Source organism: Kitasatospora sp. NPDC051164, from assembly GCF_044455625.1.
Lineage (GTDB): Bacteria > Actinomycetota > Actinomycetes > Streptomycetales > Streptomycetaceae > Kitasatospora.
The window spans coordinates 369106-391801 of sequence record NZ_JBITFB010000004.1 but is presented as its reverse complement, the minus strand read 5'-3'; the positions used below and the strand labels follow the sequence as shown (position 1 = coordinate 391801).

The 22696-nt window shown below is 72.8% G+C and carries 18 protein-coding genes; 14 read left to right on the top strand and 4 right to left on the bottom strand.

Annotation, left to right across the window (positions count from 1 at the left end; all coding sequences use genetic code 11):
- Positions 1–54: 54 nt before the first annotated feature.
- The 8 genes from ACIBEC_RS08850 (at position 55) to ACIBEC_RS08815 (ending at position 9005) form a co-directional block, all read left to right on the top strand.
- The gene (locus ACIBEC_RS08850; protein WP_360504239.1) at positions 55–1269 is read left to right on the top strand and encodes a histidine kinase; all 1215 of its coding nucleotides are present in this window, start codon (positions 55–57) and stop codon (positions 1267–1269) included.
- The gene (locus ACIBEC_RS08845; RefSeq protein WP_360504237.1) at positions 1257–1901 is read left to right on the top strand and encodes a response regulator transcription factor; all 645 of its coding nucleotides are present in this window, start codon (positions 1257–1259) and stop codon (positions 1899–1901) included. The genes ACIBEC_RS08850 and ACIBEC_RS08845 overlap by 13 nt, the downstream gene beginning before the upstream one ends.
- An 8-nt stretch (positions 1902–1909) precedes the next feature.
- The gene (locus tag ACIBEC_RS08840; protein WP_360504235.1) at positions 1910–2677 is read left to right on the top strand and encodes a DUF4097 family beta strand repeat-containing protein; all 768 of its coding nucleotides are present in this window, start codon (positions 1910–1912) and stop codon (positions 2675–2677) included.
- Positions 2678–2794: 117 nt separating this feature from the next.
- Positions 2795–3964, top strand: coding sequence for a tRNA dihydrouridine synthase DusB (gene dusB, locus ACIBEC_RS08835; protein WP_360504233.1), 1170 nt, complete (start codon positions 2795–2797; stop codon positions 3962–3964).
- Positions 3965–4527: 563 nt separating this feature from the next.
- Positions 4528–7236, top strand: a complete 2709-nt coding sequence (gene ppdK, locus ACIBEC_RS08830; RefSeq protein ID WP_360504231.1) for a pyruvate, phosphate dikinase — start codon at positions 4528–4530, stop codon at positions 7234–7236.
- A 288-nt stretch (positions 7237–7524) separates the two neighbouring features.
- Positions 7525–8055, top strand: a complete 531-nt coding sequence (locus ACIBEC_RS08825) for a ribonuclease (RefSeq protein ID WP_360504229.1) — start codon at positions 7525–7527, stop codon at positions 8053–8055.
- 135 nt (positions 8056–8190) lie between these two features.
- Positions 8191–8664 carry a hypothetical protein gene (locus tag ACIBEC_RS08820; RefSeq protein WP_360504227.1) on the top strand — a complete coding sequence of 158 codons (474 nt, stop codon included), beginning with the start codon at positions 8191–8193 and terminating at the stop codon, positions 8662–8664.
- Positions 8664–9005 (top strand): transcriptional regulator, encoded by a 342-nt coding sequence (locus ACIBEC_RS08815; RefSeq protein ID WP_360504226.1) that lies wholly within the window; start codon positions 8664–8666, stop codon positions 9003–9005. The genes ACIBEC_RS08820 and ACIBEC_RS08815 overlap by 1 nt, the downstream gene beginning before the upstream one ends.
- On the opposite strand, the gene ACIBEC_RS08810 is transcribed toward ACIBEC_RS08815, so the two are convergent.
- A complete protein-coding gene (locus ACIBEC_RS08810) occupies positions 8983–9978 on the bottom strand; it encodes a hypothetical protein (RefSeq protein ID WP_360504224.1) in 996 nt (331 codons plus the stop codon). The genes ACIBEC_RS08815 and ACIBEC_RS08810 overlap by 23 nt on opposite strands.
- Before the next feature lie 109 nt (positions 9979–10087).
- Here ACIBEC_RS08810 and ACIBEC_RS08805 point away from each other — a divergent pair, with 109 nt between their 5' ends.
- Positions 10088–11344 (top strand): ADP-ribosylglycohydrolase family protein, encoded by a 1257-nt coding sequence (locus ACIBEC_RS08805; RefSeq protein ID WP_360504222.1) that lies wholly within the window; start codon positions 10088–10090, stop codon positions 11342–11344.
- On the opposite strand, the gene ACIBEC_RS08800 is transcribed toward ACIBEC_RS08805, so the two are convergent.
- Positions 11334–12068 (bottom strand): GNAT family protein, encoded by a 735-nt coding sequence (locus ACIBEC_RS08800; protein ID WP_360504220.1) that lies wholly within the window; start codon positions 12066–12068, stop codon positions 11334–11336. The genes ACIBEC_RS08805 and ACIBEC_RS08800 overlap by 11 nt on opposite strands.
- A 647-nt stretch (positions 12069–12715) precedes the next feature.
- Here ACIBEC_RS08800 and ACIBEC_RS08795 point away from each other — a divergent pair.
- The 5 genes from ACIBEC_RS08795 to ACIBEC_RS08775 all read left to right on the top strand — a co-directional run bounded on the left by ACIBEC_RS08795 (position 12716) and on the right by ACIBEC_RS08775 (position 19605).
- The gene (locus tag ACIBEC_RS08795) at positions 12716–13660 is read left to right on the top strand and encodes a PAC2 family protein (protein WP_360504218.1); all 945 of its coding nucleotides are present in this window, start codon (positions 12716–12718) and stop codon (positions 13658–13660) included.
- 192 nt (positions 13661–13852) lie between these two features.
- Complete coding sequence (locus ACIBEC_RS08790) at positions 13853–14851, top strand: SGNH/GDSL hydrolase family protein (protein WP_360504216.1); 999 nt, start codon at positions 13853–13855, stop codon at positions 14849–14851.
- A gap of 127 nt (positions 14852–14978) precedes the next feature.
- The gene (locus tag ACIBEC_RS08785) at positions 14979–16286 is read left to right on the top strand and encodes a deoxyguanosinetriphosphate triphosphohydrolase (RefSeq protein WP_360504214.1); all 1308 of its coding nucleotides are present in this window, start codon (positions 14979–14981) and stop codon (positions 16284–16286) included.
- A gap of 90 nt (positions 16287–16376) precedes the next feature.
- Positions 16377–18281 (top strand): DNA primase, encoded by a 1905-nt coding sequence (gene dnaG, locus ACIBEC_RS08780; RefSeq protein WP_360504212.1) that lies wholly within the window; start codon positions 16377–16379, stop codon positions 18279–18281.
- Between the two features lie 121 nt (positions 18282–18402).
- Positions 18403–19605, top strand: a complete 1203-nt coding sequence (locus ACIBEC_RS08775) for an RNA polymerase sigma factor (RefSeq protein WP_396287802.1) — start codon at positions 18403–18405, stop codon at positions 19603–19605.
- Here ACIBEC_RS08775 and ACIBEC_RS08770 read toward each other — a convergent pair.
- Positions 19602–20774 (bottom strand): DUF2690 domain-containing protein, encoded by a 1173-nt coding sequence (locus tag ACIBEC_RS08770; RefSeq protein WP_360504208.1) that lies wholly within the window; start codon positions 20772–20774, stop codon positions 19602–19604. The two genes, ACIBEC_RS08775 and ACIBEC_RS08770, sit on opposite strands and share 4 nt — an antisense overlap.
- Before the next feature lie 421 nt (positions 20775–21195).
- Positions 21196–22596 carry a glutamate decarboxylase gene (locus tag ACIBEC_RS08765; RefSeq protein ID WP_360504206.1) on the bottom strand — a complete coding sequence of 467 codons (1401 nt, stop codon included), beginning with the start codon at positions 22594–22596 and terminating at the stop codon, positions 21196–21198.
- Positions 22597–22696: the final 100 nt, after the last annotated feature.

Here is a 22696-nt window from a genome sequence, read left to right as displayed (position 1 = left end):
CCGGGTACCCCCCTTCATGGCGGCTGATGATCACCGGGCCCTACGCTGTCGGCCATGCCCTCCACCACGTTGCGCCGAGCACTCGTCAGGAGCCTGCGGCGCCGCTCGTGGTTGCCCGGGGCCTGGCGGGACACCCGTTTCATAGCCGCCGGAATACCGTCGGCCCTGCCGGTCTGGCTGGCCGTCACCGAGTCCAAGCTGGTCTTCCCGGTGCTCGCCGCCGTCCTGGTGTGCACCCGCCCGTTGACCGCTCTCCAGCGCGGGCGGCTGCGTGCCCTGCGCGGGGTGGAGGTGCCGCCGCCGCGCCCGCTCGCCGGGCGCCGGATCTGGCTGCTGGGCGTGACGTGGCGCCAGACCCTGCACCACCTGGTGGTCGGCCCGCTGCTGGCGGCGGCCGCGCTGGTGGTGGTGTGGGTGTGGGGCGCCGCCCTGGTGCTGGCCACCGTGTACGGCTGGATCTGGCTGATGCCCGCCGGTACCACGCTGCGTTCGGACCTGGCCGGGCTGGACGTCCTGCTGACGATCGGCGGGGTGCTGCTGCTGGTGGCGATGGCCTGGCCGGCGACTCTGATGGCCCGCCTGGAGGTGTGGGCGGCGCTGCTGCTGCTCGGTCCCGGCCGGGCGGAGGCGTTGGAGCGGCGGGTCGAGGAGATCGCCGAGAGCCGGGCGGGGCTGGTCGACGCGGTGGACGCCGAGCGCCGCCGGATCGAGCGCGACCTGCACGACGGCGCCCAGCAGCGCCTCACCTCGCTGGCGATGAACCTGGGCCTGGCCCGGCGCACCCTCAAGGACGTCCCGCCCGAGGTGATGCAGGTGATCGTCGACGCGCACGAGGAGGCCCAGGCGGCCATCGACGAGCTGCGCGACCTGGTCCGCGGCCTGCACCCGGCGGTCCTGGAGGACCGCGGCCTGGACGCGGCGCTGTCCGGCATCGCCGCGCGCGCCCCGCTGCCGGTGCGGCTGGACGTCGACCTCTCCGAGCCGATCGCCCCGACCGTCGAGGCGGTCGCCTACTTCACCGTCTCCGAGGCGCTCACCAACGTGGCCAAGCACGCCCGGGCCAACCGGGTCGACCTCGCGGTGCGGACGGCCCGCGGCCGGCTGCGCCTGGTCATCAGCGACGACGGCGTGGGCGGCGCGGACCCCTCGCGCGGCACCGGGCTGACCGGTCTGCGCAAGCGCGCCGCCTCGGTCGACGGCACGCTGTCCGTTCTCAGCCCCCTCGGGGGCCCCACCACCATCACTGTGGAGTTGCCGTGCGCGCTGTGATCGCCGAGGACTCGGTCCTGCTGAGGGTCGGCCTGGTCAAGGTCCTGGAGGCGGTGGGCTTCGAGGTCGTGGCAGCCGTCGGGGACGCCACCGAACTGCTGGCCGCGGTCGAGGAGCACCGCCCCAAGGTGGTGGTCGCGGACGTCCGGATGCCTCCGGGCTTCCACGACGAGGGCGTGAAGGCCGCGATGGTGATCCGTCGCCAGTGGCCGGACACCGCCGTCCTGCTGCTCTCCCAGTTCGTGGAGGAGCGCTACGCCGCCGACCTGCTGTCGACCAACACCAGCGGGGTCGGCTACCTGCTCAAGCAGCGGGTGGCCAATGTGGACGACTTCGTGGACGCGCTGCAGCGGGTCGCCGAGGGCGGGACCGCCCTGGACCCGGAGGTGGTCGCCCAGCTGCTGGTGCGCCGCCACCGGGACCCGCTGGAGAAGCTGACCCCGCGCGAGCGGGACGTGCTCTCGCTCATGGCGGAGGGCCGTTCCAACGCCGCGATCGCCGGCTCGCTGGTGGTCAGCGAGAGCGCGGTGGCCAAGCACATCAACTCGATCTTCACCAAGCTCGACCTGCCGCCGGCCGAGGACAGTCACCGCCGGGTGATGGCGGTGCTGCGGTTCCTGGAGGTCGGGTAACGGTGGGCGTGGCGAAGGCTTGGCGCGTCACCGGGACGCTCGCGGCCGTCCTGGTCATGGCCGTCGGTGGACTGCAGACCTGGGCGACGGCGGCGCAGCAGCAGTCGAACTCGACCCGGTCGTACGACGACGTCACGATCCACCGGTTGACGCTGGAGACCGGCAGCGCCTCCGTCAAGGTGCGGGTGGGCCGGGAGAGCCGGGTGGTGGTCCACCAGCGGCTGGACTGGATGGTGCGCAAGCCGGTGGTGTCGACCGTCCTCGCCGACGGCGTCGTCACCGTCGGCGTGCACTGCCGGCAGATCCTGCCGGTCGCGGACGTCGGCTGCGGCGCCGACCTCGAGCTGGAGGTGCCGGCCGCCACCGAGGTGACGGGGTCGGTGGACTCCGGCTCGGTCCAGGTGGAGGGCCTGAGCGGAAACGTGGACCTGAGGCTCACCTCCGGCGAACTGCTGCTGGTCGACACCTCCGGGGACGTGAAGGCGCACGCCACCTCCGGGCTGATCCAGAGCGCCGACCTGAGCGCACGGCGGGTGGAGGCCCAGACCACCTCGGGCTCGATGGAGCTGCACTTCGCCAAGGCGCCGCAGCAGGTGGACACCAGGTCCACCTCCGGCTCGCTGACGATGACCCTGCCGAAGGGCAGCCGCTACGCCTTCTCCAGCGACATCGGCTCCGGCAGCGGCCGGATCGATCCGCAGCTGGCGGACTCCGGCAGCCCCAACCGCATCCACGCCACGGTCACCTCGGGGTCGATCACCATCAATCCGTCGTAGCGCTCGCCTCTCGCGCGGACCGGCCCGGCGGCGTCCCGGTCCAGCCGCCGGGCCGGCCGCTCACCCGGGTGGGGGACAATGGAGAGTCCCGTCCCCTCGACCCGAGGTCAGCCGCGCATGACAGCCACGCCCGCACCCACCGCGCCCGACACCGAGTTCGCGCCGCTCGACATCGGCCCGATCCAGGTGTGGCCGCCCGTCGTGCTGGCACCGATGGCCGGCATCACCAACGCGCCCTTTCGCACCCTGTGCCGCGAGCAGAGCGGCGGCAAGGGGCTGTTCGTCTCGGAGATGATCACCACCCGGGCGCTGGTCGAGCGCAACGCCAAGACCATGCAGCTGATCACGTTCGACCCGAGCGAGAAGCCGCGCTCGATCCAGCTGTACGGCGTGGACCCGGTGACCGTCGGCAAGGCCGCCCGGATGATCGCGGACGAGGGCCTGGCCGACCACATCGACCTCAACTTCGGCTGCCCCGTGCCCAAGGTGACCCGCAAGGGCGGCGGCTCGGCGCTGCCGTACAAGCGCAACCTGCTGCGGGAGATCCTGCGCGAGGCCGTCGCCAACGCGGGCGACCTGCCGGTGACCATGAAGATGCGCAAGGGCATCGACGACGACCACCTCACCTATCTGGACGCCGGCCGGATCGGCGCCGAGGAGGGCGTGGCCGCGATCGCCCTGCACGGGCGCACCGCCGCCCAGCACTACGGCGGAACGGCCGACTGGTCGGCGATCGCCCGGCTGCGCGAGTCCGTCCCGGCGCACGTCCCGGTGCTGGGCAACGGCGACATCTGGTCGGCCGACGACGCGCTGCGGATGATGCGCGGGACCGGCTGCGACGGCGTCGTGGTGGGCCGCGGCTGCCTGGGCCGGCCGTGGCTGTTCAAGGACCTGGTCGCGATCTTCGAGGGCGACGTCGACTACGCCCGCCCCGACTTCGGCTACGTGGCGCGGGCGATGGTGCGCCACGCGCAGCTGCTCGGCGAGTGGATCGGGGACGAGGCGCGCGGCGTGATCGACTTCCGCAAGCACGTCGCCTGGTACACCAAGGGCTTCTCGGTCGGCTCCGAGCTGCGGGTGCGGCTCGCCAATTCGTCCTCGTTGGCCGAACTGGCCGAAACCCTGTCCGAGGTGGAGCAGTCGCAGGGCTGGCCGGCCGGCGCGGACGGCCCGCGCGGGCGGACCAGCGGCAACGGCCGGGTGGTCCTGCCGGAGAACTGGTTGGACGATCCGTACGACTGCGCCCGCCCGGGTGAGGACGCCGAATCGGACACCTCCGGCGGATGATCTGTACGGAACGGCAAAATGGGCCCTCGCGGTCCGATTGCCACTAGGTCCCAGCCCTCTTGTCCATTCTGGACAGGAGGGCTCCTTTTCGGCGTCCGGTTGTCACGGAACGGGCACGTTTCTGGACACTGTGCGACGATCGGCGGAGGCCATCTACGCTCGAGCGGTGAGACACGCTGGTGACGCTTGCCACACGCCGCGGGGGCTGATGCCGGATCAGTGGACGAAATGGACAGGTCGGCCGTGAATCGCTTCCCGAAGCCGCCATCCGGGGATCGGCCGATCCGGGTGCAGGAAATCAAGCCGGGGCAACGCGACGGACCCGCGGTCGCTACACAGCGTCCGAATCGTGCGATCTTCGGGTTTCGTTGTCTTCAAGAGTTGAACGCTGGCTAGCGTCAGGCGGACGATTTCACCAACAGAGGTGAACGCCTTTATGTGCATTCGATCTAGCGGGTTACCTCTCGGTACCGGCCTCGGGTGGCCTATTCAGGGCAGAGAAGTGCCTTCGAAATGGGTATGTTCTCCGGCGTCAGGGCAACCGCGTACGAGGAGACCGACCCGTGCCGTCCCAGCAGAAGTTTGTTTACTCCTTCACCGAAGGAAACAAGGACCTCAAGGATCTTCTTGGCGGCAAGGGCGCGAACCTGGCCGAGATGACCAACCTGGGACTCCCCGTCCCCCCGGGATTCACCATCACCACCGAGGCCTGCAAGGTCTTCCTGGAGACCGGTAGCGAGCCCTCCTCCCTCCACGAGGAGATCAGCGCCCACCTGGAGGCCCTCGAGCAGCAGATGGGCAAGAAGCTCGGCCAGGCCGACAACCCCCTCCTGGTCTCGGTGCGCTCCGGCGCGAAGTTCTCCATGCCCGGCATGATGGACACCGTCCTGAACATCGGCCTCTCCGACGCCTCGGTGGTCGGCCTCGTCGCCCAGTCCGGCAACGAGCGCTTCGCCTGGGACTCCTACCGCCGCCTGGTCCAGATGTTCGGCAAGACCGTCCTGGGCGTCGACGGCGAGCTGTTCGAGGAGGCCCTGGAGGAGGCCAAGCACGCCAAGGGCACCGTCAACGACCTGGACCTGGACGCTTCCGACCTCCGGGATCTGGTCGAGGTGTTCAAGGGCATCGTCGAGCGCGAGACCGGCCGGGCCTTCCCGCAGGACCCGCGCGAGCAGATGGACCTCGCCGTCCACGCGGTCTTCCACTCCTGGAACGGCGACCGCGCCCGGCTGTACCGCCGCCAGGAGCGCATCCCGAACGACCTCGGCACCGCGGTCAACATCTGCTCCATGGTCTTCGGCAACCTCGGCGAGGACTCCGGCACCGGCGTCGCCTTCACCCGCGACCCCTCCACCGGTGCCCAGGGCGTCTACGGCGACTACCTGTCCAACGCCCAGGGCGAGGACGTCGTCGCCGGCATCCGCAACACGCTGCAGCTGTCCGAGCTGGAGAAGCTCGACAAGAAGTCGTACGACGAGCTGATGGCGATCATGCAGAAGCTCGAGAACCACTACCGCGACCTCTGCGACATCGAGTTCACCATCGAGCGCGGCAAGCTCTGGATGCTGCAGACCCGGGTCGGCAAGCGCACCGCCGCCGCCGCCTTCCGGATCGCCGTCCAGCTGGTCGACCAGGGCCTGATCGACCTGGACGAGGCCCTGATGCGCGTCACCGGCGGCCAGCTGGCCCAGCTGATGTTCCCGCGCTTCGCCCCGACCCCCGAGTCCAAGCAGATCGGCTGGGGCCTCGCCGCATCGCCGGGCGCCGCGATCGGCAAGGTCGTCTTCGACTCGTACACCGCCGTCAAGTGGTCCCGCTCCGGCGAGAAGGTCATCCTGGTCCGCCGTGAGACCAACCCGGACGACCTGGACGGCATGATCGCCGCCGAGGGCATCCTCACCTCGCGCGGCGGCAAGACCTCGCACGCCGCCGTCGTCGCCCGCGGCATGGGCAAGACCTGTGTCTGCGGCGCCGAGGAGCTGGAGGTCGACACCAAGGCCCGCAAGTTCACCACCGCCGACGGCCTGGTGGTCCACGAGGGCGACATCGTCTCCATCGACGGCGCCAGCGGCAAGGTCTACCTCGGCGAGGTACCGGTCCTGCCGTCCCCCGTGGTCGAGTACTTCGAGGGCACCCTGCACGCCGGCGCCGACGTCCAGGGCGGGCTGGTCCAGGCCGTCCACCGGCTGATGTCGCACGCCGACGGCCGCCGCCGCCTGGCCGTGCGCGCCAACGCCGACAACGCCGAGGACGGCGGGCGCGCCCGCCGCTACGGCGCCCAGGGCATCGGCCTGTGCCGCACCGAGCACATGTTCCTCGGTGAGGAGCGCCGCAAGGAGGTCGAGCACCTGATCCTCGCGGACAACGACAAGGACCGCGAGCAGGCCCTCTCCACCCTGCTGCCGCTGCAGAAGAGCGACTTCCTGGAGCTGTTCCAGGCGATGGACGGGCTGCCGGTCACCGTCCGCCTGCTCGACCCGCCGCTGCACGAGTTCCTGCCGGACATCACCGAGCTGTCGGTGCGCGTCGCCCTCGCCGAGGCCCGCAAGGACCCGAACGAGAACGACCTGCGGCTGCTCCAGGCGGTGCACAAGCTGCACGAGCAGAACCCGATGCTGGGCCTGCGCGGCGTCCGCCTCGGCCTGGTCATCCCCGGCCTGTTCGGCATGCAGGTCCGGGCCATCGCCGAGGCCGCCGCCGAGCGCAAGCTGGCCGGCGGGGACCCGCGCCCCGAGGTGATGATCCCGCTGGTCGGCACCGTCCAGGAGCTGGAGCTGGTCCGCGACGAGTGCGAGCGCGTGCTCGCCGAGGTCGCCCAGTCCACCGGCGTCCAGCTGGACATCAAGCTCGGCACCATGATCGAGCTGCCGCGCGCCGCGGTCACCGCCGGGCAGATCGCCGAGGCCGCCGAGTTCTTCTCCTTCGGCACCAACGACCTGACCCAGACGGTCTGGGGCTTCTCCCGGGACGACGTGGAGGCCTCGTTCTTCACCGCCTACCTGGAGAAGGGCATCTTCGGGGTCTCCCCGTTCGAGACCATCGACCGCGACGGCGTCGGCTCGCTCGTCAAGCACGCCGTCGAGGCCGGCCGGGCCACCCGCCCCGACCTCAAGCTCGGCGTCTGCGGCGAGCACGGCGGCGACCCGGAGTCGGTCCACTTCTTCCACGAGGTGGGGCTGGACTACGTCTCCTGCTCCCCCTTCCGGATCCCGGTGGCGCGCCTGGAGGCCGGCCGCGCCGCCATCGAGACGGCGGGCAGCGACTCGCGCTGAGGGAGGGAAGGCATCCCCTCCTCACGCGCGGGCACGACTGACCGCTCTTCCTCCCACCGGGAGGGCGTACACCGGAGCTCGGCGCAGGAGAACCGGCGTACGTAACACGGCCGAGCGGGAACGGACAACGGCGTCCGTTCCCGCTCGGCCGTACGTCTGCGCCCGGCCGCGTGCCTGTACCCGGCCCTACGTCCGCGCCCGGCCGTACGTCCGCGCACCGGCGGGTGTGGCGGCGACCACGTGTGCAGCTCGCCGGGCGGGGCCCGGCCGCCTGCCAAGCTGGGGCGCATGACCAGTCGCAAAAACCCGCTCGTCGTCGTGGCCGTGCTGATCCTGGCCCTCCTGGCCGGGGCCGGGTACCTCCTCGCCGACAGGGGGAGCAGCCGCCCCAAGGCCGCCGCGAGCCCCACGGCGGCCGCCGCCGCGGGTTCTTCGACGTCCACGTCCTCGGCTCCCAAGCCCTCGGCCCCCAAGCCGTCCCCACCGGCCGGCGGCGCCCCCTCCGCGGCCGGCACCTGGGTCCCCGCCGACCCCGCGCTGGCCGACGTCTGCCGCACCAAGCTCCCCAGTCAGGCCCAGGACACCCTCGGCCTGATCGCCAAGGGCGGGCCCTACCCGTACAGCCGCGACGGCATCGTCTTCGAGAACCGCGAGAGCCGCCTCCCCAAGAAGGCCGGCGGCTATTACCACGAGTACACCGTGGTCACCCCGGGCTCCGACGACCGCGGCACCCGCCGCGTGGTCACCGGCACCGCCGGCGAGCAGTACTGGTCCGGGGACCACTACGCGACGTTCCAGGAGATCGACCCCCGCTGCTGAACCGGCTCCCGGCCCCGTCCCTTCCGGCCCGGCCCGGGCCGACTCGACCCGACCTGCTCGGCTGATGGAAAGTACTTTCCATCCTGGAAATATGGTGCCACAGTGGAACCCGTCATCGTTTCCGAGGGGGATTCCATGAGCGACTCCGTTTCCGCCGACCTGCCCGCCGCCGAGGCGCTCCGCCTGGCCGACCGTGCCAGGGCGGCCGCGCAGCGCCCGGGCCGGTTGCCCGGCTGGTACGGCCCGGTCTTCGCGGTCGCCTTCGCCGCCTACGGGGCGGGCATCGGCCAGGCGATCGGGGCCGGGCAGGGCTGGCTGATCGGGGCGCTCGGAGGTGCCTTCGGCGCGATGTCCGGTGGTGTCGCCCGGGTCGCGATGCGCAGCGGCGGCATCGTCCAGCGCGGCGTGCCGTCCGGCATCGGCGGGCCCGTCGTGCTGGCGGTTCTCGGCGTGTGCAGCGCGGGACTGGCGGCCATGGTGCTTGCCTGGCTGGCCGGTGGCGGCCCGCGCTGGATCGGAGCGGCCGCCGGGGTCGCGGCGGGGCTCGCGTTCTGGGCGGCCACCGGCCGGCTGAACCGCCGGATCCGGCGCGGCGGGGCGGCCCACTGATGCCGCCCACCCTCGACCCGCTGCTCCAGCACCCCACCCGCCTCACCGTGCTGGCCTTCCTCGGCGCCTGCCAGGAAGCCGAGTTCGGTGCCGTGCGGGACCACTGCGAGGTATCCGACTCCGTCCTGAGCAAGGCCGCGACCGCTCTCGAAGAGGCCGGGTACGTCGCCGTGAAGAAGGGCTACGTCGGCAAGCGCCCCCGCACCTGGCTCGCCGCCACCAGGGCGGGCCGCAAGGCCCTGGCCGCCCACCTCGCCGAACTCCAGCGCCTGGTGACCGCCGCCGAGGCGGCCGGCGCCGGGCATGCCGGGCGGACCGTCAGTGGGCCCGGCGCCACGTGATCCGGCCGTGCGGGCCGTGCGGGCCGGTGGTGACCAGGGCGGTCAGTTCGTGCAGCACCGGTGCCGGGTCGCGGCGGAGCTGGACCGGCGTGGTGCGGACCACCGGGAGGCCGGTGGCGGTGAGCCGGTTGGCGCGGGCCAGGCCGCACTCGTGATCGGCCGGGCGCAGGTGCCAGGCGCGGGAGTCGATCTCCAGGGCCACGCAGGCGTGCGGCCAGTAGGCGTCCGGGACGGCGAGGAAGCGTCCGTCCAGGAAGAGCACCGGATTCCACAGCGGTTCGGGCAGGCCCGCGTGTGACAGCAGCTCGCGGGCCTCGCCCTCGACCACCGAGCGCACCCCCGCGGTGAGGTCCTCCACCACCCGGGCCACGTGCGGCAGTCCGAGCACGCCCGGCCGGGTCAGCAACTGGTCCAGCAGTTCGCCGAGTTCGCAGTGCCGCCGCTGGACGGCCTCCGCGCACAGCGCCCGGAACCGACGCTGCCCGGTCTCCCTCGGGGCGAGGTCCGCCAGCGCCCGCGCGACCGTGGTGCTCCACAGCCCGTCGTCCCGCTCGAAGCCGCCCGGCATCGCCCCGCCGGCCCGGTGGATCCGGACGAACTCCCGTTCCCCGATGCGGCGTTGGCGTGGAATCAGGACGTCGACCGCGTCGAGGTCGGCCGGGTGCCCGGCGCTCGGCAGCCCGGCGTCGGCCAGTACCGCGAAGCCGGTCAGCAGCACCTCCCCCGGCTGCGGCTCGTGCCCCTTCGGCGTCGCATAGGCCAGGGCGGCCCGCAGCTTCTGATGGACCGTCAACCTCCCGCTCTGCAGGCAGATCACCCGGGGCAGCACCTGCTGCCAGGGTCCACCCGCCCGCAGCCGGTGGGCGATGGTGCCGGAGGGCACCCCGAGCCGGCGCAGCTGCGCCCGGGTGGCGATGTGCTGCTGGTCGGCGCCGAGCAGGGCGACCGGGTCGAGCGGGTTCGCGCGGGTCATGTCAGGGTGCTGCCCGCCCCGATCGGAGGTATGCGAAACATCCCTCGTCGGGGGCGTTCCGGCAAACGTGTTGACGAAACGGCGGCCGACCGGCTGAGCTGGCGCCCATATGACAACTCCACACGCCGGCCCGGCGCTCGACGCGCTCCGGGGCCTCTCCGTCGGCGACGCCCTCGGCGCCCAGTTCTTCGTCCCCGAAACCGCCCGCGCCCACCTCGCCGACCGCACCGACCCGCCCGGCCCCTGGCCGTGGACCGACGACACCGAGATGGCCTGCTCGGTGCACGCCGCCCACACCGAACGCGGCACGATCGACACCTTCGACCTCACCCACGCCTTCGCCCGCCGCCACGACTTCGACCGCGGCTACGGCCCGGCCGCCAACCGGATGCTGCGGCTGATCCGCGAGGGCGGCGACGCGAAGCGGCTCGCCGCCGAACTCTTCGACGGCCAGGGTTCGTACGGCAACGGCGCCGCGATGCGGGTCGCCCCGCTCGGCGCCGCGTACGCCGAGGACCTGGACGAGGCGGTCCGGCAGGCGGCCCGGACGGCGGTGGTCACCCACACCCACCCGCAGGCGGTGGACGGCGCGGTCGCGGTCGCGGTGGCGGCGGCTCTCGCGGCCCGGGCGCGGACCGAGACCATGACGCCGAAGACCTTCCTGGGCAGGGTCGCCCATCACACTCCGCTGGGCGCCGTCCACGACGGCCTGACCGAGGCGATCGGGCTGCTCGCCGAACCGGACCTCCGGGTCGCCGCCCACGTACTCGGCAACGGCAGCCGGACGTCGGCTGCCGACACCGTCCCCTACGCCCTGTGGTGCGCCGCCCGCCGGCTGACCGACTACCGGGCCGCGGTGTGGGAGGCGATCGCAGCGGGCGGGGACATGGACACCGTCGCGGCGATCACCGGGGGAGTGGTCGCCGCCCGCACCGGCACGCGCGGCATCCCGGCCGCGTGGATGGCCGCGCGCGAGCCGCTGCCCGCTTGGGCGTTCCCGGCGCCGGACAGCATCCCCGACGGCCGGGGCCGTGAGGAGATGCTGGTGCCGCGTCCCTTCCCGGTCCCGAACGTGGTGTGGACCGACGAGCAGTGGCAGCGCATCCGGACCGGGTCCGATCCGGCCGCGATGGACCACCGCCGGCAGGTCCTCACCCATGAGGGCACCCTGCGGCTGTGCCACCCGGGCGGCCCGGCCCGCTGGGAGGTGACCGTCGCCCGCGTCCGGAACGGCTGGCGCCCGGTCTCGGCCGTCGCCGAGACGGCCCACCACCGGTTCCCGACGGACGCGGACCGGAGCCCCCTGCTCCTCGCTCGGCTCCTGAGGAACGCCGCCGACGGTGAGTGGTCCCCGGTCAGGCCGTGATCATCAGCTGCCCGGCGCCGCTGCCGCCCTGTCTAAGGCACTCCTGGTTGATCGCCGGATCCGGGGCGCTCGGCGAGGTGGCGGCGGCGATCCGCATCTCGATGATGTCCCGGACGGCCGGCCACTCGGCGTCGAGGATCGAGTAGAACGCGGTGGACCGGACCACCCCGTCCAGCCCGCGCGAGTGGGCCCGGCGTACGCCCTCGCCCGTCGCGCCGAGCCGCTCGATCGCGGCGCGCGAGCGCAGGTTGCGGGCGTCCGCGCGCAGGGAGATCCGCTGCACGCCCCAGGTCTCGAAGGCGTGGCGCAGCATCAGCAGCTTGGCCTCGGTGTTGATGCCGGTGCCCTGGGCGCGCGGCGAGAGCCAGGTGTTGCCGATCTCGGCGGCGTCCGGGACGGCCGTGGCGGGATCGCCGAACGGCACACCGGGCACCGGCGGCCACACCATCGGGCCCTGCCAGTAGTCCAGTTCCAGGAACCGGGTGGAGCCGACCACCCGGCCGTCGGCGACGTTCACCGTCGCGAACGGCAGCGACCGTCCCGAGGCCTGGTCGGCGAGGGCCCGCGCGATGTAGTCGCGGGCCGCTTCCAGGCCGTGCGGAACGGGGGTGAAGGCGTAGGTCGTACGGTCCTCGGCGCCGGCCTTGGCGATGGCCTCGGCGTGGTGCGCGGCGAGGGGCTCCAGCCGCACGGTGCGGCCGGTGAGGATGACAGGTACGGGCACGGAACCTTCGGTCCTTCATCGGTCGGAGGGCGCCTCCCGGGCCGGGGTGCGGCTCGGGGTGCGGTTTCGGGGTTCGCCCCGGCCCGGGTCCGTCCGCCCGGGTAGCCGTGCGCGCCGGAGGATCCGGTCGGGCGGGGCGGGGGCGGCGGCCCGGAACGGGCGGCGCGGGGTGCCGGAACGGACACGGGTCCTCGGACCGGTCCGGCGGGAAGTGCGAGGGGACAGTGTGCGTCCGCGAAATGGCCGAGAAGGAAACGAGAGCGCGAAGGGAAGCAGGCGGCCAGGTGAAGGCAAGATGCGTCGTGGGTGGCTGGCCGAGCACCGGACCGGGACGTGGCCGACGGCGTTACGGACGACGTGACGACGACGCGACGATGCGAGGCAGCGAGAGGACGATACCCGCCAGAAGGCGGTGCGTCACTTCGCGGCGCGCGAATGGCGGCGCGGCCTGTTGCGGCGCACCTCGGAACGGGCCCTCGCAGGCCTGTGACCAGGGGATCTTCCGTCGGGTGCGATCATGGTCCGGAGGGGTCGGCCGAGGCTCCGGACGAGTCGTCCGGCGTGGCGGGAATTCCGGCGGTGCCCGGCACGCTGGACAGGACGAGAAGCCGGTCGGACGACGAGCAGAGAACGGGGTTGGGTGCGCGGTGCGTGACTTCCAGGCGCTGTACGAGCTGGATCAGCAGGGCGTGGCCGCGGTGGCCACCGCCACCGCGCAGTTGCGCGACACCGGCGCCGGCTTGGTGCTGCTCCAGCACTTCGAGGGCTTCATGGACGCCGGAGAGGCCGGCGGCCAGGTGGTGGCCCACCTGCTGGAGACGGGATCGCCGCAGGTGGTGGCCCGTTTCGACCACGACCGGCTGGTCGACTACCGGGCCCGCCGTCCGGCGATGGTGTTCGACCACGACCACTGGACGTCCTACGACCCGCCGGAGATCCTGCTCCAGCTCGTCCACGATGCCGCCGGCGCGCCGTTCCTGCTGCTCACCGGCCCCGAGCCGGACGTGGAGTGGGAGCGCTTCGCGCGCGCCGTCCGCGAGCTGGTGGAGCGCTTCGAGGTCCGCCTGTCGATCGACTTCCACGGCATCCCGATGGGCGTGCCGCACACCCGCCCGGTCGGCCTGACGCCGCACGGCAACCGGCTCGACCTCGCGCCCGGGTACCCGCAGTGGTTCGAGCAGGCCCAGGTCCCGGGCAGCGCGCAGGCGCTGCTGGAGTACCGCCTGGCCGAGGCCGGGCACGACGTCCTGGGCTTCGCCGTGCACGTCCCGCACTACGTGGCCCGCTCGGCCTACCCGGCGGCGGCCGTGCTCGTCCTGGAGGCGGTGCAGTCCGCCACCGGGCTGGTGCTGCCCGGCACCCGGCTGCGCGAGCGGGTCGGCGAGGTCTACGCCGACATCGAGGAGCAGCTGACCCACGGGGACGGCGAGTTGCGTTCGGCGATCCGCGGCATGGAGGGCCAGTACGACGCGGTGGCGGGCTCCGAGGACCGGGAGAGCCTGCTGGCCGAGCCGGTGGACCTGCCGTCGGCGGACGAACTGGGTCGGCGCTTCGAGCAGTTCCTGGCCGAGCACGAGCGCGGCGCGGAGTAGTCGGGGAGCGGGCGCGGAGCCGGCTCCTCCGGCGCGGCCCCGGGGGCCCTGACGGGAACGCGGATTCCCCTTGGGAGGATTTCGCGGAGGCGGGAGTCATCGTCGACGGCCGCTCGTTGGAGCCCGAGGTGCCCGGGGGACGGGCTGCCGTGAGGAGCCGACCGTGACTCGTCGTACCCCCGGGGGGATGCCATGCCCAGGACCACACGCCCGACCGTCGCCCTGACGGCCGGACTGGCCGCGCTGCTGCTGGCCGGATGCACCGGCGGAGGCGGTTCGGACAGCCAGGGGAAGGACCTCGCAGGCGCGGTGCCCGGCCGTGCGAAGGCAGGCGCCACCCCGTCGCCGACACCCACCCCGCCACCCACCGGCCCGTACGTCGCGCTCGGCGACTCGTACACGGCCGGCATGCAGATCCCCCCGCACACCGGCGAGCCGCGTGGCTGCTCCCGCTCGGCGGTCAACTACCCGTCCCTGGTGGCCAAGGGCCTCGGGGTGACGTCCGGGCAGTTCCGGGACGTCAGCTGCACCGGCGCCACCACCGTGGACCTGACCGCGGCGCAGGACACCGGCAACGGCAGCAACCCGGCCCAGCTGGACGCGCTGAGCGCGGACACCCGGCTGGTCACACTCGGGATCGGCGGCAACGACGCCGGTTTCATGGAGGTCGTGACCGAGTGCGCCAAGGACAACCTGATGGACGTGGTGAAGGGCGTGATCAAGCAGACCCGCGCCGCCTCGCCCTGCCGTGACCACTACTCCTCCGCCGACGGCGCCGACGAGGTCCAACACAAGGTGGACGCGGCCGGCGACCGGCTCGGCGGGATCCTCCAGGACATCAAACGGCGCTCCCCGCAGGCCCGGGTGTACGTGATCGGGTACCCGACGCTGCTGCCGGTCGAGCCGTCGGGCTGCCTGCCGGTGCTCGGCAAGACCGTGGCCGTCTCCGACCTGGGCTTCCTCTCGGAGAAGGAGCAGCAGCTCAACGGCATGCTCAAGAAGCACGCGGAGGCCGCCGGAGCGGTGTTCGTGGACACGGCCGGACCCTCGGCCGGGCACGACATGTGCGCGGGGGAGGACCAGCGCTGGGTCGAGCCCCCGTTCCCGGCCCGCGGAATGGCGCCGATCCACCCGAACGCCAAGGGGCAGGAGGCGGTGGCCGGCGTCGTCCTCAAGGCGCTCCGGGGCTGAGCCGTCCGGGTGAGGAGGATTCACCGGGACGGGCACCCGCGCGCCGCGCGGCGTTCACGCCCGGCCCGCGCTCCTTCGCGCGCGGCAGACCCCGCGTGTCAGGGGCGCGGCGTACCGTGAGTGCCATATGGATGACACCACGCACCGCCTCGCCGCCCCGATCCCGTACGACCACGCCGCCGAGGCCCGCTGGGTCCCCGAACCCGACAAGCGCCCGGGTCGTACGGCGTTCCAGCGCGACCGCGCCCGGGTGCTGCACTCGGCGGCGCTGCGCCGGCTGGCCGGCACCACCCAGGTGGTCGCCCCGATGCGCAGTGACTTCCCGCGCACCCGGCTCACCCACTCCCTCGAATGCGCCCAGGTCGGGCGGGAGTTGGGCGCGGCCCTGGGCTGCGACCCGGATCTGGTGGAGACGGCTTGCCTGGCCCACGACATCGGCCACCCGCCCTTCGGCCATACCGGCGAGGAGGCCCTCGACCAGGCCGCCGAGGAGTGCGGCGGCTTCGAGGGCAACGCCCAGTCGCTGCGCATCCTGACCAGGCTCGAACCCAAGCGCTTCGCCCCCACGGAGGAGCCGTCGACCCGGCTCGCCCCCTGGCCCGGCCGCAGCGTCGGCCTCAACCTGAGCCGCGCCGCGCTCGACGCCGCCACCAAGTACCCGTGGACCAAGGGCACCCACCCGAGCGACCCGGCCTCGCCCAAGTACGGCGTCTACGCCGACGACCTGCCGGTCTTCCGCTGGCTGCGGGCCGGATCCCCGGCCGGGCGCAAGTGCTTCGAGGCCACCGTGATGGACTGGTCCGACGACGTGGCCTACTCCACCCACGACGTCGAGGACGGCCTCCAGGCCGGCCACATCGACCCGGCCGTGCTGCGCGCCCCGAGCGAGCGCGCCGAGCTCTTCAAGGTCGCCGAGCGCTACGCCCCCGACGCCGAGCCGGAGGAGCTGGCCGCCGCCCTGGACCGACTGCTCGCCCAGGAGTGGTGGCCCCGCTCGTACGACGGCACCGCGCGCGACCGGGCCGGGCTCAAGGACCTCACCAGCCAGCTGATCGGCCGCTTCTGCCTGGCCGCCGAGCAGGCCACCCGCGCCCGCTACGGCCCGGGCCGGCTCACCCGCTACGCCGCCGAGCTGGTGGTGCCGCGGGACGTCCGGCTGGAGTGCGCGGTGCTCAAGGCGGTCGCGGTCCGCTTCGTCATGCAGCGCGACGAGCAGGCCCAGCTGCGGGCCCGCCAGCGGATCGTGATCGCCGAGCTGGCGTACGTCCTCACCCAGCGCGCCCCCGAGGGCCTGGACCCGGTGTTCGCCGCGATGTACCGCGAGGCCGAGGACGACCGCGCCGCCCTGCGCACGGTCATCGACCAGATCGCCACCCTGACCGACGCCTCGGCCCTGGCCCTGCACGCCAAGCTCGTCGGCGCGGCCTGGGCGTAGCCGGTCCGCCGTTCGACCCGACCCCTCGACCCCTCGACCCGGCCGGGTTAACCCGGCCGGTTAACCCGGCCGCCCCAGTAGACTTCCGGGGTGGCCGGGCGGATCAGGGACGAAGACGTACAGGCGGTGCGCAGCGCACTGCCGATCGACGCGGTGGTCGGCGACTACGTACAGCTGACCAATGGTGGCGGTGGCGAGTACAAGGGCGTCTGCCCCTTCCACGACGAGAAGTCCGCCTCGTTCTACGTGAACCCCGCCAAGGGCGTGTTCCACTGCTTCGGTTGCCAGGAGAACGGCGACACCATCGCCTTCCTGATGAAGATCGAGCACTTCACCTTCGCCGAGGCCGTCGAGCGGATGGCCGCCCAGGCCGGCATCACACTGCGCTACGAGGAGGGCGGCTACAGCCCCCGCCACCAGCAGGGCGAGCGCACCCGCCTGGTCGAGGCGCACAAGGTGGCCGCCGCCTACTACCGGGAGCAGCTGACCTCGCCGGAGGCGGAGATCGGTCGCCGCTTCCTGGCCGAGCGCGGCTTCGACGAGGAGGCGGCCGCGGCCTTCGGCGTCGGCTACGCCCCGGTCGGCTGGGAGCACCTGGTCCGCTACCTGCGCGGCAAGGGCTTCACCGACAAGGAGATCCTGCTCGGCGGCCTGGCCTCGCAGGGCCAGCGCGGCGGCCTGATCGACCGTTTCCGGGGCCGGCTGGTCTGGCCGATCCGGGACATCGCCGGCGAGGTGGTCGGCTTCGGCGCCCGCCGCCTGCGCGAGGACGACAACGGCCCGAAGTACCTGAACACCCCCGAGACGCCGATCTACAAGAAGTCCCACGTGCTGTACGGCATCGACCTGGCGAAGAAGGAGATCGCGAAGTCGGGCCGCGCGGTGGTGGTCGAGGGCTACACCGACGTGATGGCCTGCCACCTCGCCGGGGTCACCTCGGCGGTGGCCACCTGCGGCACCGCCTTCGCCGAGGACCACATCAAGATCATCCGTCGGCTGCTGATGGACACCTCGCAGTACCGGGGCGAGACGGTCTTCACCTTCGACGGCGACGCGGCCGGCCAGAAGGCCGCCCTGCGGGCCTTCGAGGACGACCAGAAGTTCGCCGCCAAGACCTCCATCGCGGTCAGCCCGGGCGGCATGGACCCGTGCGAGCTGCGCCTGGCCCAGGGCGACGAGGCGGTCAAGCAGCTGATCGACAATCCGGTCCCGCTGTTCGAGTTCGCACTGACCTCGGCGGTGGCCCGGCACCGGGTGGACACCCCGGAGGGGCGCTCGGCGGCACTGGAGGAAGCGGCCCCGATCGTCGCCAAGATCAAGGACCGCTCGATCCAGCACGAGTACGCCGTCCGGCTGGCCGGCATGCTCGGCATCCTGGACGAGCCCTTCGTCGTCCGCCGGGTCTCCCAGCTGGCCCGCTGGGACCGCGAGCGCCAGCAGAACCCGCGCGGTGCCGCCCAGCGCCGCCCCGAACCGGTACAGCCGCCGCGCCCCGCGCAGCAGGCCTTCCGGCTCAACCCGCGCGACCCGGCCCAGTTCGTCGAGCGCGAGCTGCTCAAGCTGGCCCTGCAGCACCCGGACCTGGTCAGCCCGGCCTTCGACCACTACGGCGACGACGAGTTCCCGACCCCGCCGTACACCGCCGTCCGGCAGGCCGTTGCCAAGGCCGGCGGCGCCGCGTACGGGGCGACCCTGCCGGACTTCACCAGCGCGGTGCGCGAGGCGTCCCCGGACGACCGGGTGCGCTCGCTGGTCACCGAGCTGACCGTCGAGCCGGTGCGCTCGCGCCGCAAGGTGGACGCCGTCTACGCGGGGGAGTTCCTGGTCAAGCTTCGCCTGCTGGCCGTCGACCGCAGGATCGCCGAGGTCCGCGGCTACCTCCAGCGGCTCGGCCACCGGGCCGACACGGAGCAGCTGCACGCGGTGCAGACCGAGCTGTGGCAGCTCCAGCAGTACGGCGATCAACTGAAGAGCCGGGGCGCCGCCGCCCTGTAGCACTCGCTGCACAGAAAGTCGGCGCACGAGTCTCGGCCACGGAGTGTGGCGTACCGCACACTGGAGGGCGTCCCACCTCCGTACAGCGCGGGTCCGCCAGAGTCGCGCCCGCCCCGAGGGGATGCCCGTGGAGCAAGGCCTCGTCGCAGCGACCACCACCAGTACGAGAGCGAACCCCGCCGAACCGGCGGGGGAGCAGGAGACCGACCACGGCCGGGCCGGGGCAGCGCCCCCGGACGGCGCGCGCGTCCCTGCCCAGGGCCTGCCGGAAGGCCACCCGGACAGCCCCGAGCCCGAGCCGGAGCCCGAGCCCGAAGCGGACACCGGCGGCGATGCCGAGCGCCCTGCCGACCACGATGCCGACCACGATGCCGACGCGGTGGACGAGCGCCGCGAGCCGGCCGACAGCAGCGGGCCGGGCGCCGACCTGCTGCGCCAATACCTGCGCGAGATCGGCCGGATCCGCCTGCTCACCGCCGCCGAGGAGGTCGAGCTGGCCCGCCGGGTCGAGGCCGGCCTGTTCGCCGAGGAGCGGCTGAACGGGGCCCCGCCGCCGTCCGACCCGTTGGCCGGGCAGCTGGACGCCCTGGTGGTGCGGGGCCGGATCGCCAAACGCCGGCTGATCGAGGCCAACCTGCGCCTCGTCGTCTCCGTCGCCAAACGCTACGTCGGACGCGGGCTGACCCTGCTGGACCTGATCCAGGAGGGCAACCTGGGCCTGATCCGGGCGGTGGAGAAGTTCGACTACGCCCGCGGCTACAAGTTCTCCACCTACGCGACCTGGTGGATCCGCCAGTCGATGAGCCGGGCCCTGGCCGACCAGGCCCGGACGATCCGGGTGCCGGTCCACGTGGTCGAGCTGATCAACCGGGTGGTCCGGGTCCAGCGGGGGCTGCTGCAGGAACGCGGCCTGGAACCGACGGCGGCCGAGATCGGCGCCGCCCTGGGACTGACCGAGGAACGGGTGCGGGAGCTGCTCCGGCTGGCCCAGGAGCCGATCTCGCTGCACACCCCGGTCGGCGAGGAGGACGACGTCGCGTTCGGCGACCTGATCGAGGACGCCGACGCCGCCTCACCCGCCGAGTCCGCGACCTTCCTGCTGCTGCGCCAGCACCTCGACGCGGTGCTGGCCACCCTGGGCGAACGGGAACGCCAGGTCGTCCAGCTCCGCTACGGGCTGGACGACGGCCGCCCGCGCACGCTGGAGGAGATCGGCGCGGTGTTCGGCGTGACACGGGAGCGGATCCGTCAGATCGAGTCGAAGACGCTGGTCAAGCTCCGCGACCACGCCTTCGCCGAGCAGCTGCGCGGGTACCTCGACTAGGACGGTGTCGGCGAGTCGCTCGGGGCTGCCGGGGCCGTCGCCGGGGTCGTCGCCGGGGTTGTGGCCGGTGTGGTGGCCGCACCCGCACCCGCTCCGGTGCCCGGCGGCGGCGAGGCGGGGCCGATCGGGATCGGGGTCGAGGCCACCACGGCGGCCAGGTCGAAGATCTCCTCGGTGCAGCGGTCTCCGCCCGGCTGGTGTCCGCAGAGGTGGAAGCCGATCGTCGGGTCCGCCGCGTTCAGCATGTTCGAGTAGTTGTCGTAGCCGTAGTGGATGAGGGCCTGCTCGCTGTCACCCGTGCTGTTGATGATCGTCGCGAAGTCGTTCGGCTCGCCCTCGGTGATCGCGGCCCACGCGGCCTGGCACGTCTGGCTGTACCGGAGGTAGATGACCACCTTGCCGATGACGTCGGTGTACAGGGTCCGCGCGTCCTTGCCGCAGCCGGTGTACTTGGGGTCCCGGTGGTCGCAGCCGAGGGCCTGGCAGGTGGGAGCGGCGGGGATGGGCTTGCCGGTGGCGCCGGTGGTGCCGGTGGCGGCCGGGGACGTGGTCGGCACCGGTTCGGCGACCGCCGTCGGCTGACCGTCGTGCCGGGCGGCGCGCAGGCCGACCAGCACCAGCAGGGCTGCCAGCACCGCCGCGCCGGAGACCAGCGCCGCCGGGCGCCGCCACCAGACGACGGGGGCGGGCTCCGGATCCTGGCCGGTCACCAGCGCCTCGTCCGGTTCCCCGGCGGACGCCTCGCCGTGCGACGCCTCGTCGGACGTCACACCGGGCTCGTCGCAGGACGGCACACCGGTTTTGCCGGGGGACGGCACACCGGTTTCGTCCGTTTCGTCCGGGGACGGCCCACCGGACGGCGGCTCCGCGGCAGGGGAGTCCTGCGCCGACGGCTCGGCCGGTTCCCCCGGCACCGCCGCCCGCTCCCACAGCGCCCGCAGCGCGGCCCCGTCGCAGTCCACCGTCCCGATCAGCGCGTCCAGTGCCTGCTCGGTGACGACCCGCTTGCCGTTCAGCCAGCGCTCCCAGGAGGCCCGGCTGTAGTGCGTGCGGGTGGCCAGCTCGGACAGTGAGAGCCCGGCGGCGTCCTTGATGGCCCGGAGTTCCTCGGCCAGGCTTCTGGCGGGCTCGGACAGCTCCTCGGGCAGGTTCTTCCAGGCGGAACCCATGCGGCCTTCCAAAGATCAGGGACGGAACGGGGGAGGGAGACGGGCGGAACGGGCTCCGGCCCGGGCCGTTCGGGTGTCTCCGGTGTCTCCAACCTCATCGGCCTGGCGTCTCAATCCCCTGGTCATGGCGCTGAGACGGACGGAAGTGTCTCACAAGCCCCGGAGACGCTCGAACAGTTATCTGGCCATCGTGCAGAGTTCTCTCACCGGAGCGGTTGGCCGCCCGGTGGGTTCGTTCGGATACCGGACGGTCACGTGCCGTTCGTCCGAAATCCGTCCCGGTTCCCCCACCGAGCCGGGGCAGCCTCGCGGGGGGAGGCTGCCCCGGCCCGTCCGGGACAGTCCGGCGGGAGGGCGCTTCACTGCGCCCTCCCGCCGTGACGTTCCCCTGGTGTTCCCGTCGATGTCCCGCGGCGTTCGCTCAGTGGTGGAAGCCCGACCGGGCCGGCACCCCGAGCTCCTTGAGCGGGACGGGCTGGCGCCGCAGTTCCGGCACCAGCCGGTGGAGGTCGGCCAGCAGCAGGTCGCCGAGGTCCCGGGAGAAGCCGTTGCGGCAGACCACCCGGAGCACCGACAGGTCCTCCCGGTTCGCCGGGAAGGTGTACGCGGGCACCTGCCAGCCGCGCTCGCGCAGCCGCCGCGAGACGTCGAACACATCGAACGGGACGTCCCCTTCGGTGGTGAAGGCGAACACCGGCAGCTGGTCGCCGCGGGTCAGCAGCCGGAAGCAGTCCAGCGCGCCGATCTCCCCGGCCAGGTAGGTGGCGACTTCGCGGGAGGCGCCCTGGACGGCCCGGAAGCCCTCCCGGCCGAGCCGCAGGAGCACGTAGTACTGGGCGACCACCTCGGCGCCGGGCCGGGAGAAGTTGAGCGCGAAGGTCGGCATCTCGCCGCCGAGGTAGTTGACCCGGAAGACCAGTTCCTCCGGCAGCGCCGCCTGGTCGCGCCAGAGCGCCCAGCCCACGCCCGGGTAGACCAGGCCGTACTTGTGCCCGGAGGTGTTGATCGAGGCCACCCGGGGCAGCCGGAAGTCCCACACCAGCCCGGGGTCGAGGAAGGGCGCCACCATGCCGCCGGAGGCGCCGTCCACGTGCACCGGCACGTCGATGCCGGTGCGCTCCTGGAACGCGTCCAGGGCCGCGCAGATCTCCGCGATCGGCTCGTACGAACCGTCGAAGGTGGAGCCGAGGATGCCGACCACGCCGATGGTGTCCTCGTCGCAGAGCGCGACCGCCTGTTCGGCGTCGAGGTGGAAGCGCTCGCCCTCCATCGGCGCGGTGCGCGCCTCGACCTCCCAGAAGTTGCAGAACTTTTCCCAGCACACCTGCACGTTGACGCCCAACACCAGGTTGGGCCGGGCCCCGGCCGCATAGCGGTCGGGGTTGCGGCGCATCCAGCGGCGCTTGAGCGCCATGCCGGCCAGCATGCAGGCCTCGCTGGAGCCGGTGGTGGAGCAGCCGACCGCGGTGTCCGGGTCGGGGGCGTGCCAGAGGTCGGCGAGGATCGCCACGCAGCGCCGCTCCAGTTCGGCGGTCTGCGGGTACTCGTCCTTGTCGATCATGTTCTTGTCGAGGCACTCGGTCATCAGCCGGGCGGCCTGCGTCTCCATCGACGTGGTGACGAAGGTGGCCAGGTTCAGCCTGGCGTTGCCGTCCAGCATCAGCTCGTCGTGGATCAGCTGGTACGCGGTCTCGGCCGGGACGGGGCCGTCGCCGAGCCGGTGCAGCGGCGGGGCCAGCTTCATCGCGCCCAGCGGGTCGGCGGCCGTGAACGAACCGATGCTCAGCCGGCGGTCCCCGCCGGCCCCCTTGTGCAGCGCCATGGCGTCCTGCCGCCCTTCGCGTCGGTGGCCGTGTCCCGTCCCACGCTGCCACCGGACGCCGGGTGACGCATCTTCACCGGCTGCCACCCCGAACGGCGGT

What these genes read in the sequence shown, in the direction of transcription:
- ACIBEC_RS08815 (WP_360504226.1), top strand. Translation starts at nt 8,664, where the DNA reads ATGCCGCCCACCCTCGACCCGCTGCTCCAGCACCCCACCCGCCTCACC.
- ACIBEC_RS08765 (WP_360504206.1), bottom strand. Translation starts at nt 22,596, where the DNA reads ATGGCGCTGCACAAGGGGGCCGGCGGGGACCGCCGGCTGAGCATCGGT.
- ACIBEC_RS08770 (WP_360504208.1), bottom strand. Translation starts at nt 20,774, where the DNA reads ATGGGTTCCGCCTGGAAGAACCTGCCCGAGGAGCTGTCCGAGCCCGCC.
- ACIBEC_RS08820 (WP_360504227.1), top strand. Translation starts at nt 8,191, where the DNA reads ATGAGCGACTCCGTTTCCGCCGACCTGCCCGCCGCCGAGGCGCTCCGC.
- ACIBEC_RS08775 (WP_396287802.1), top strand. Translation starts at nt 18,403, where the DNA reads ATGCCCGTGGAGCAAGGCCTCGTCGCAGCGACCACCACCAGTACGAGA.
- ACIBEC_RS08785 (WP_360504214.1), top strand. Translation starts at nt 14,979, where the DNA reads ATGGATGACACCACGCACCGCCTCGCCGCCCCGATCCCGTACGACCAC.
- ACIBEC_RS08825 (WP_360504229.1), top strand. Translation starts at nt 7,525, where the DNA reads ATGACCAGTCGCAAAAACCCGCTCGTCGTCGTGGCCGTGCTGATCCTG.
- ACIBEC_RS08805 (WP_360504222.1), top strand. Translation starts at nt 10,088, where the DNA reads ATGACAACTCCACACGCCGGCCCGGCGCTCGACGCGCTCCGGGGCCTC.
- ACIBEC_RS08850 (WP_360504239.1), top strand. Translation starts at nt 55, where the DNA reads ATGCCCTCCACCACGTTGCGCCGAGCACTCGTCAGGAGCCTGCGGCGC.
- dusB (WP_360504233.1), top strand. Translation starts at nt 2,795, where the DNA reads ATGACAGCCACGCCCGCACCCACCGCGCCCGACACCGAGTTCGCGCCG.
- ACIBEC_RS08790 (WP_360504216.1), top strand. Translation starts at nt 13,853, where the DNA reads ATGCCCAGGACCACACGCCCGACCGTCGCCCTGACGGCCGGACTGGCC.
- ACIBEC_RS08810 (WP_360504224.1), bottom strand. Translation starts at nt 9,978, where the DNA reads ATGACCCGCGCGAACCCGCTCGACCCGGTCGCCCTGCTCGGCGCCGAC.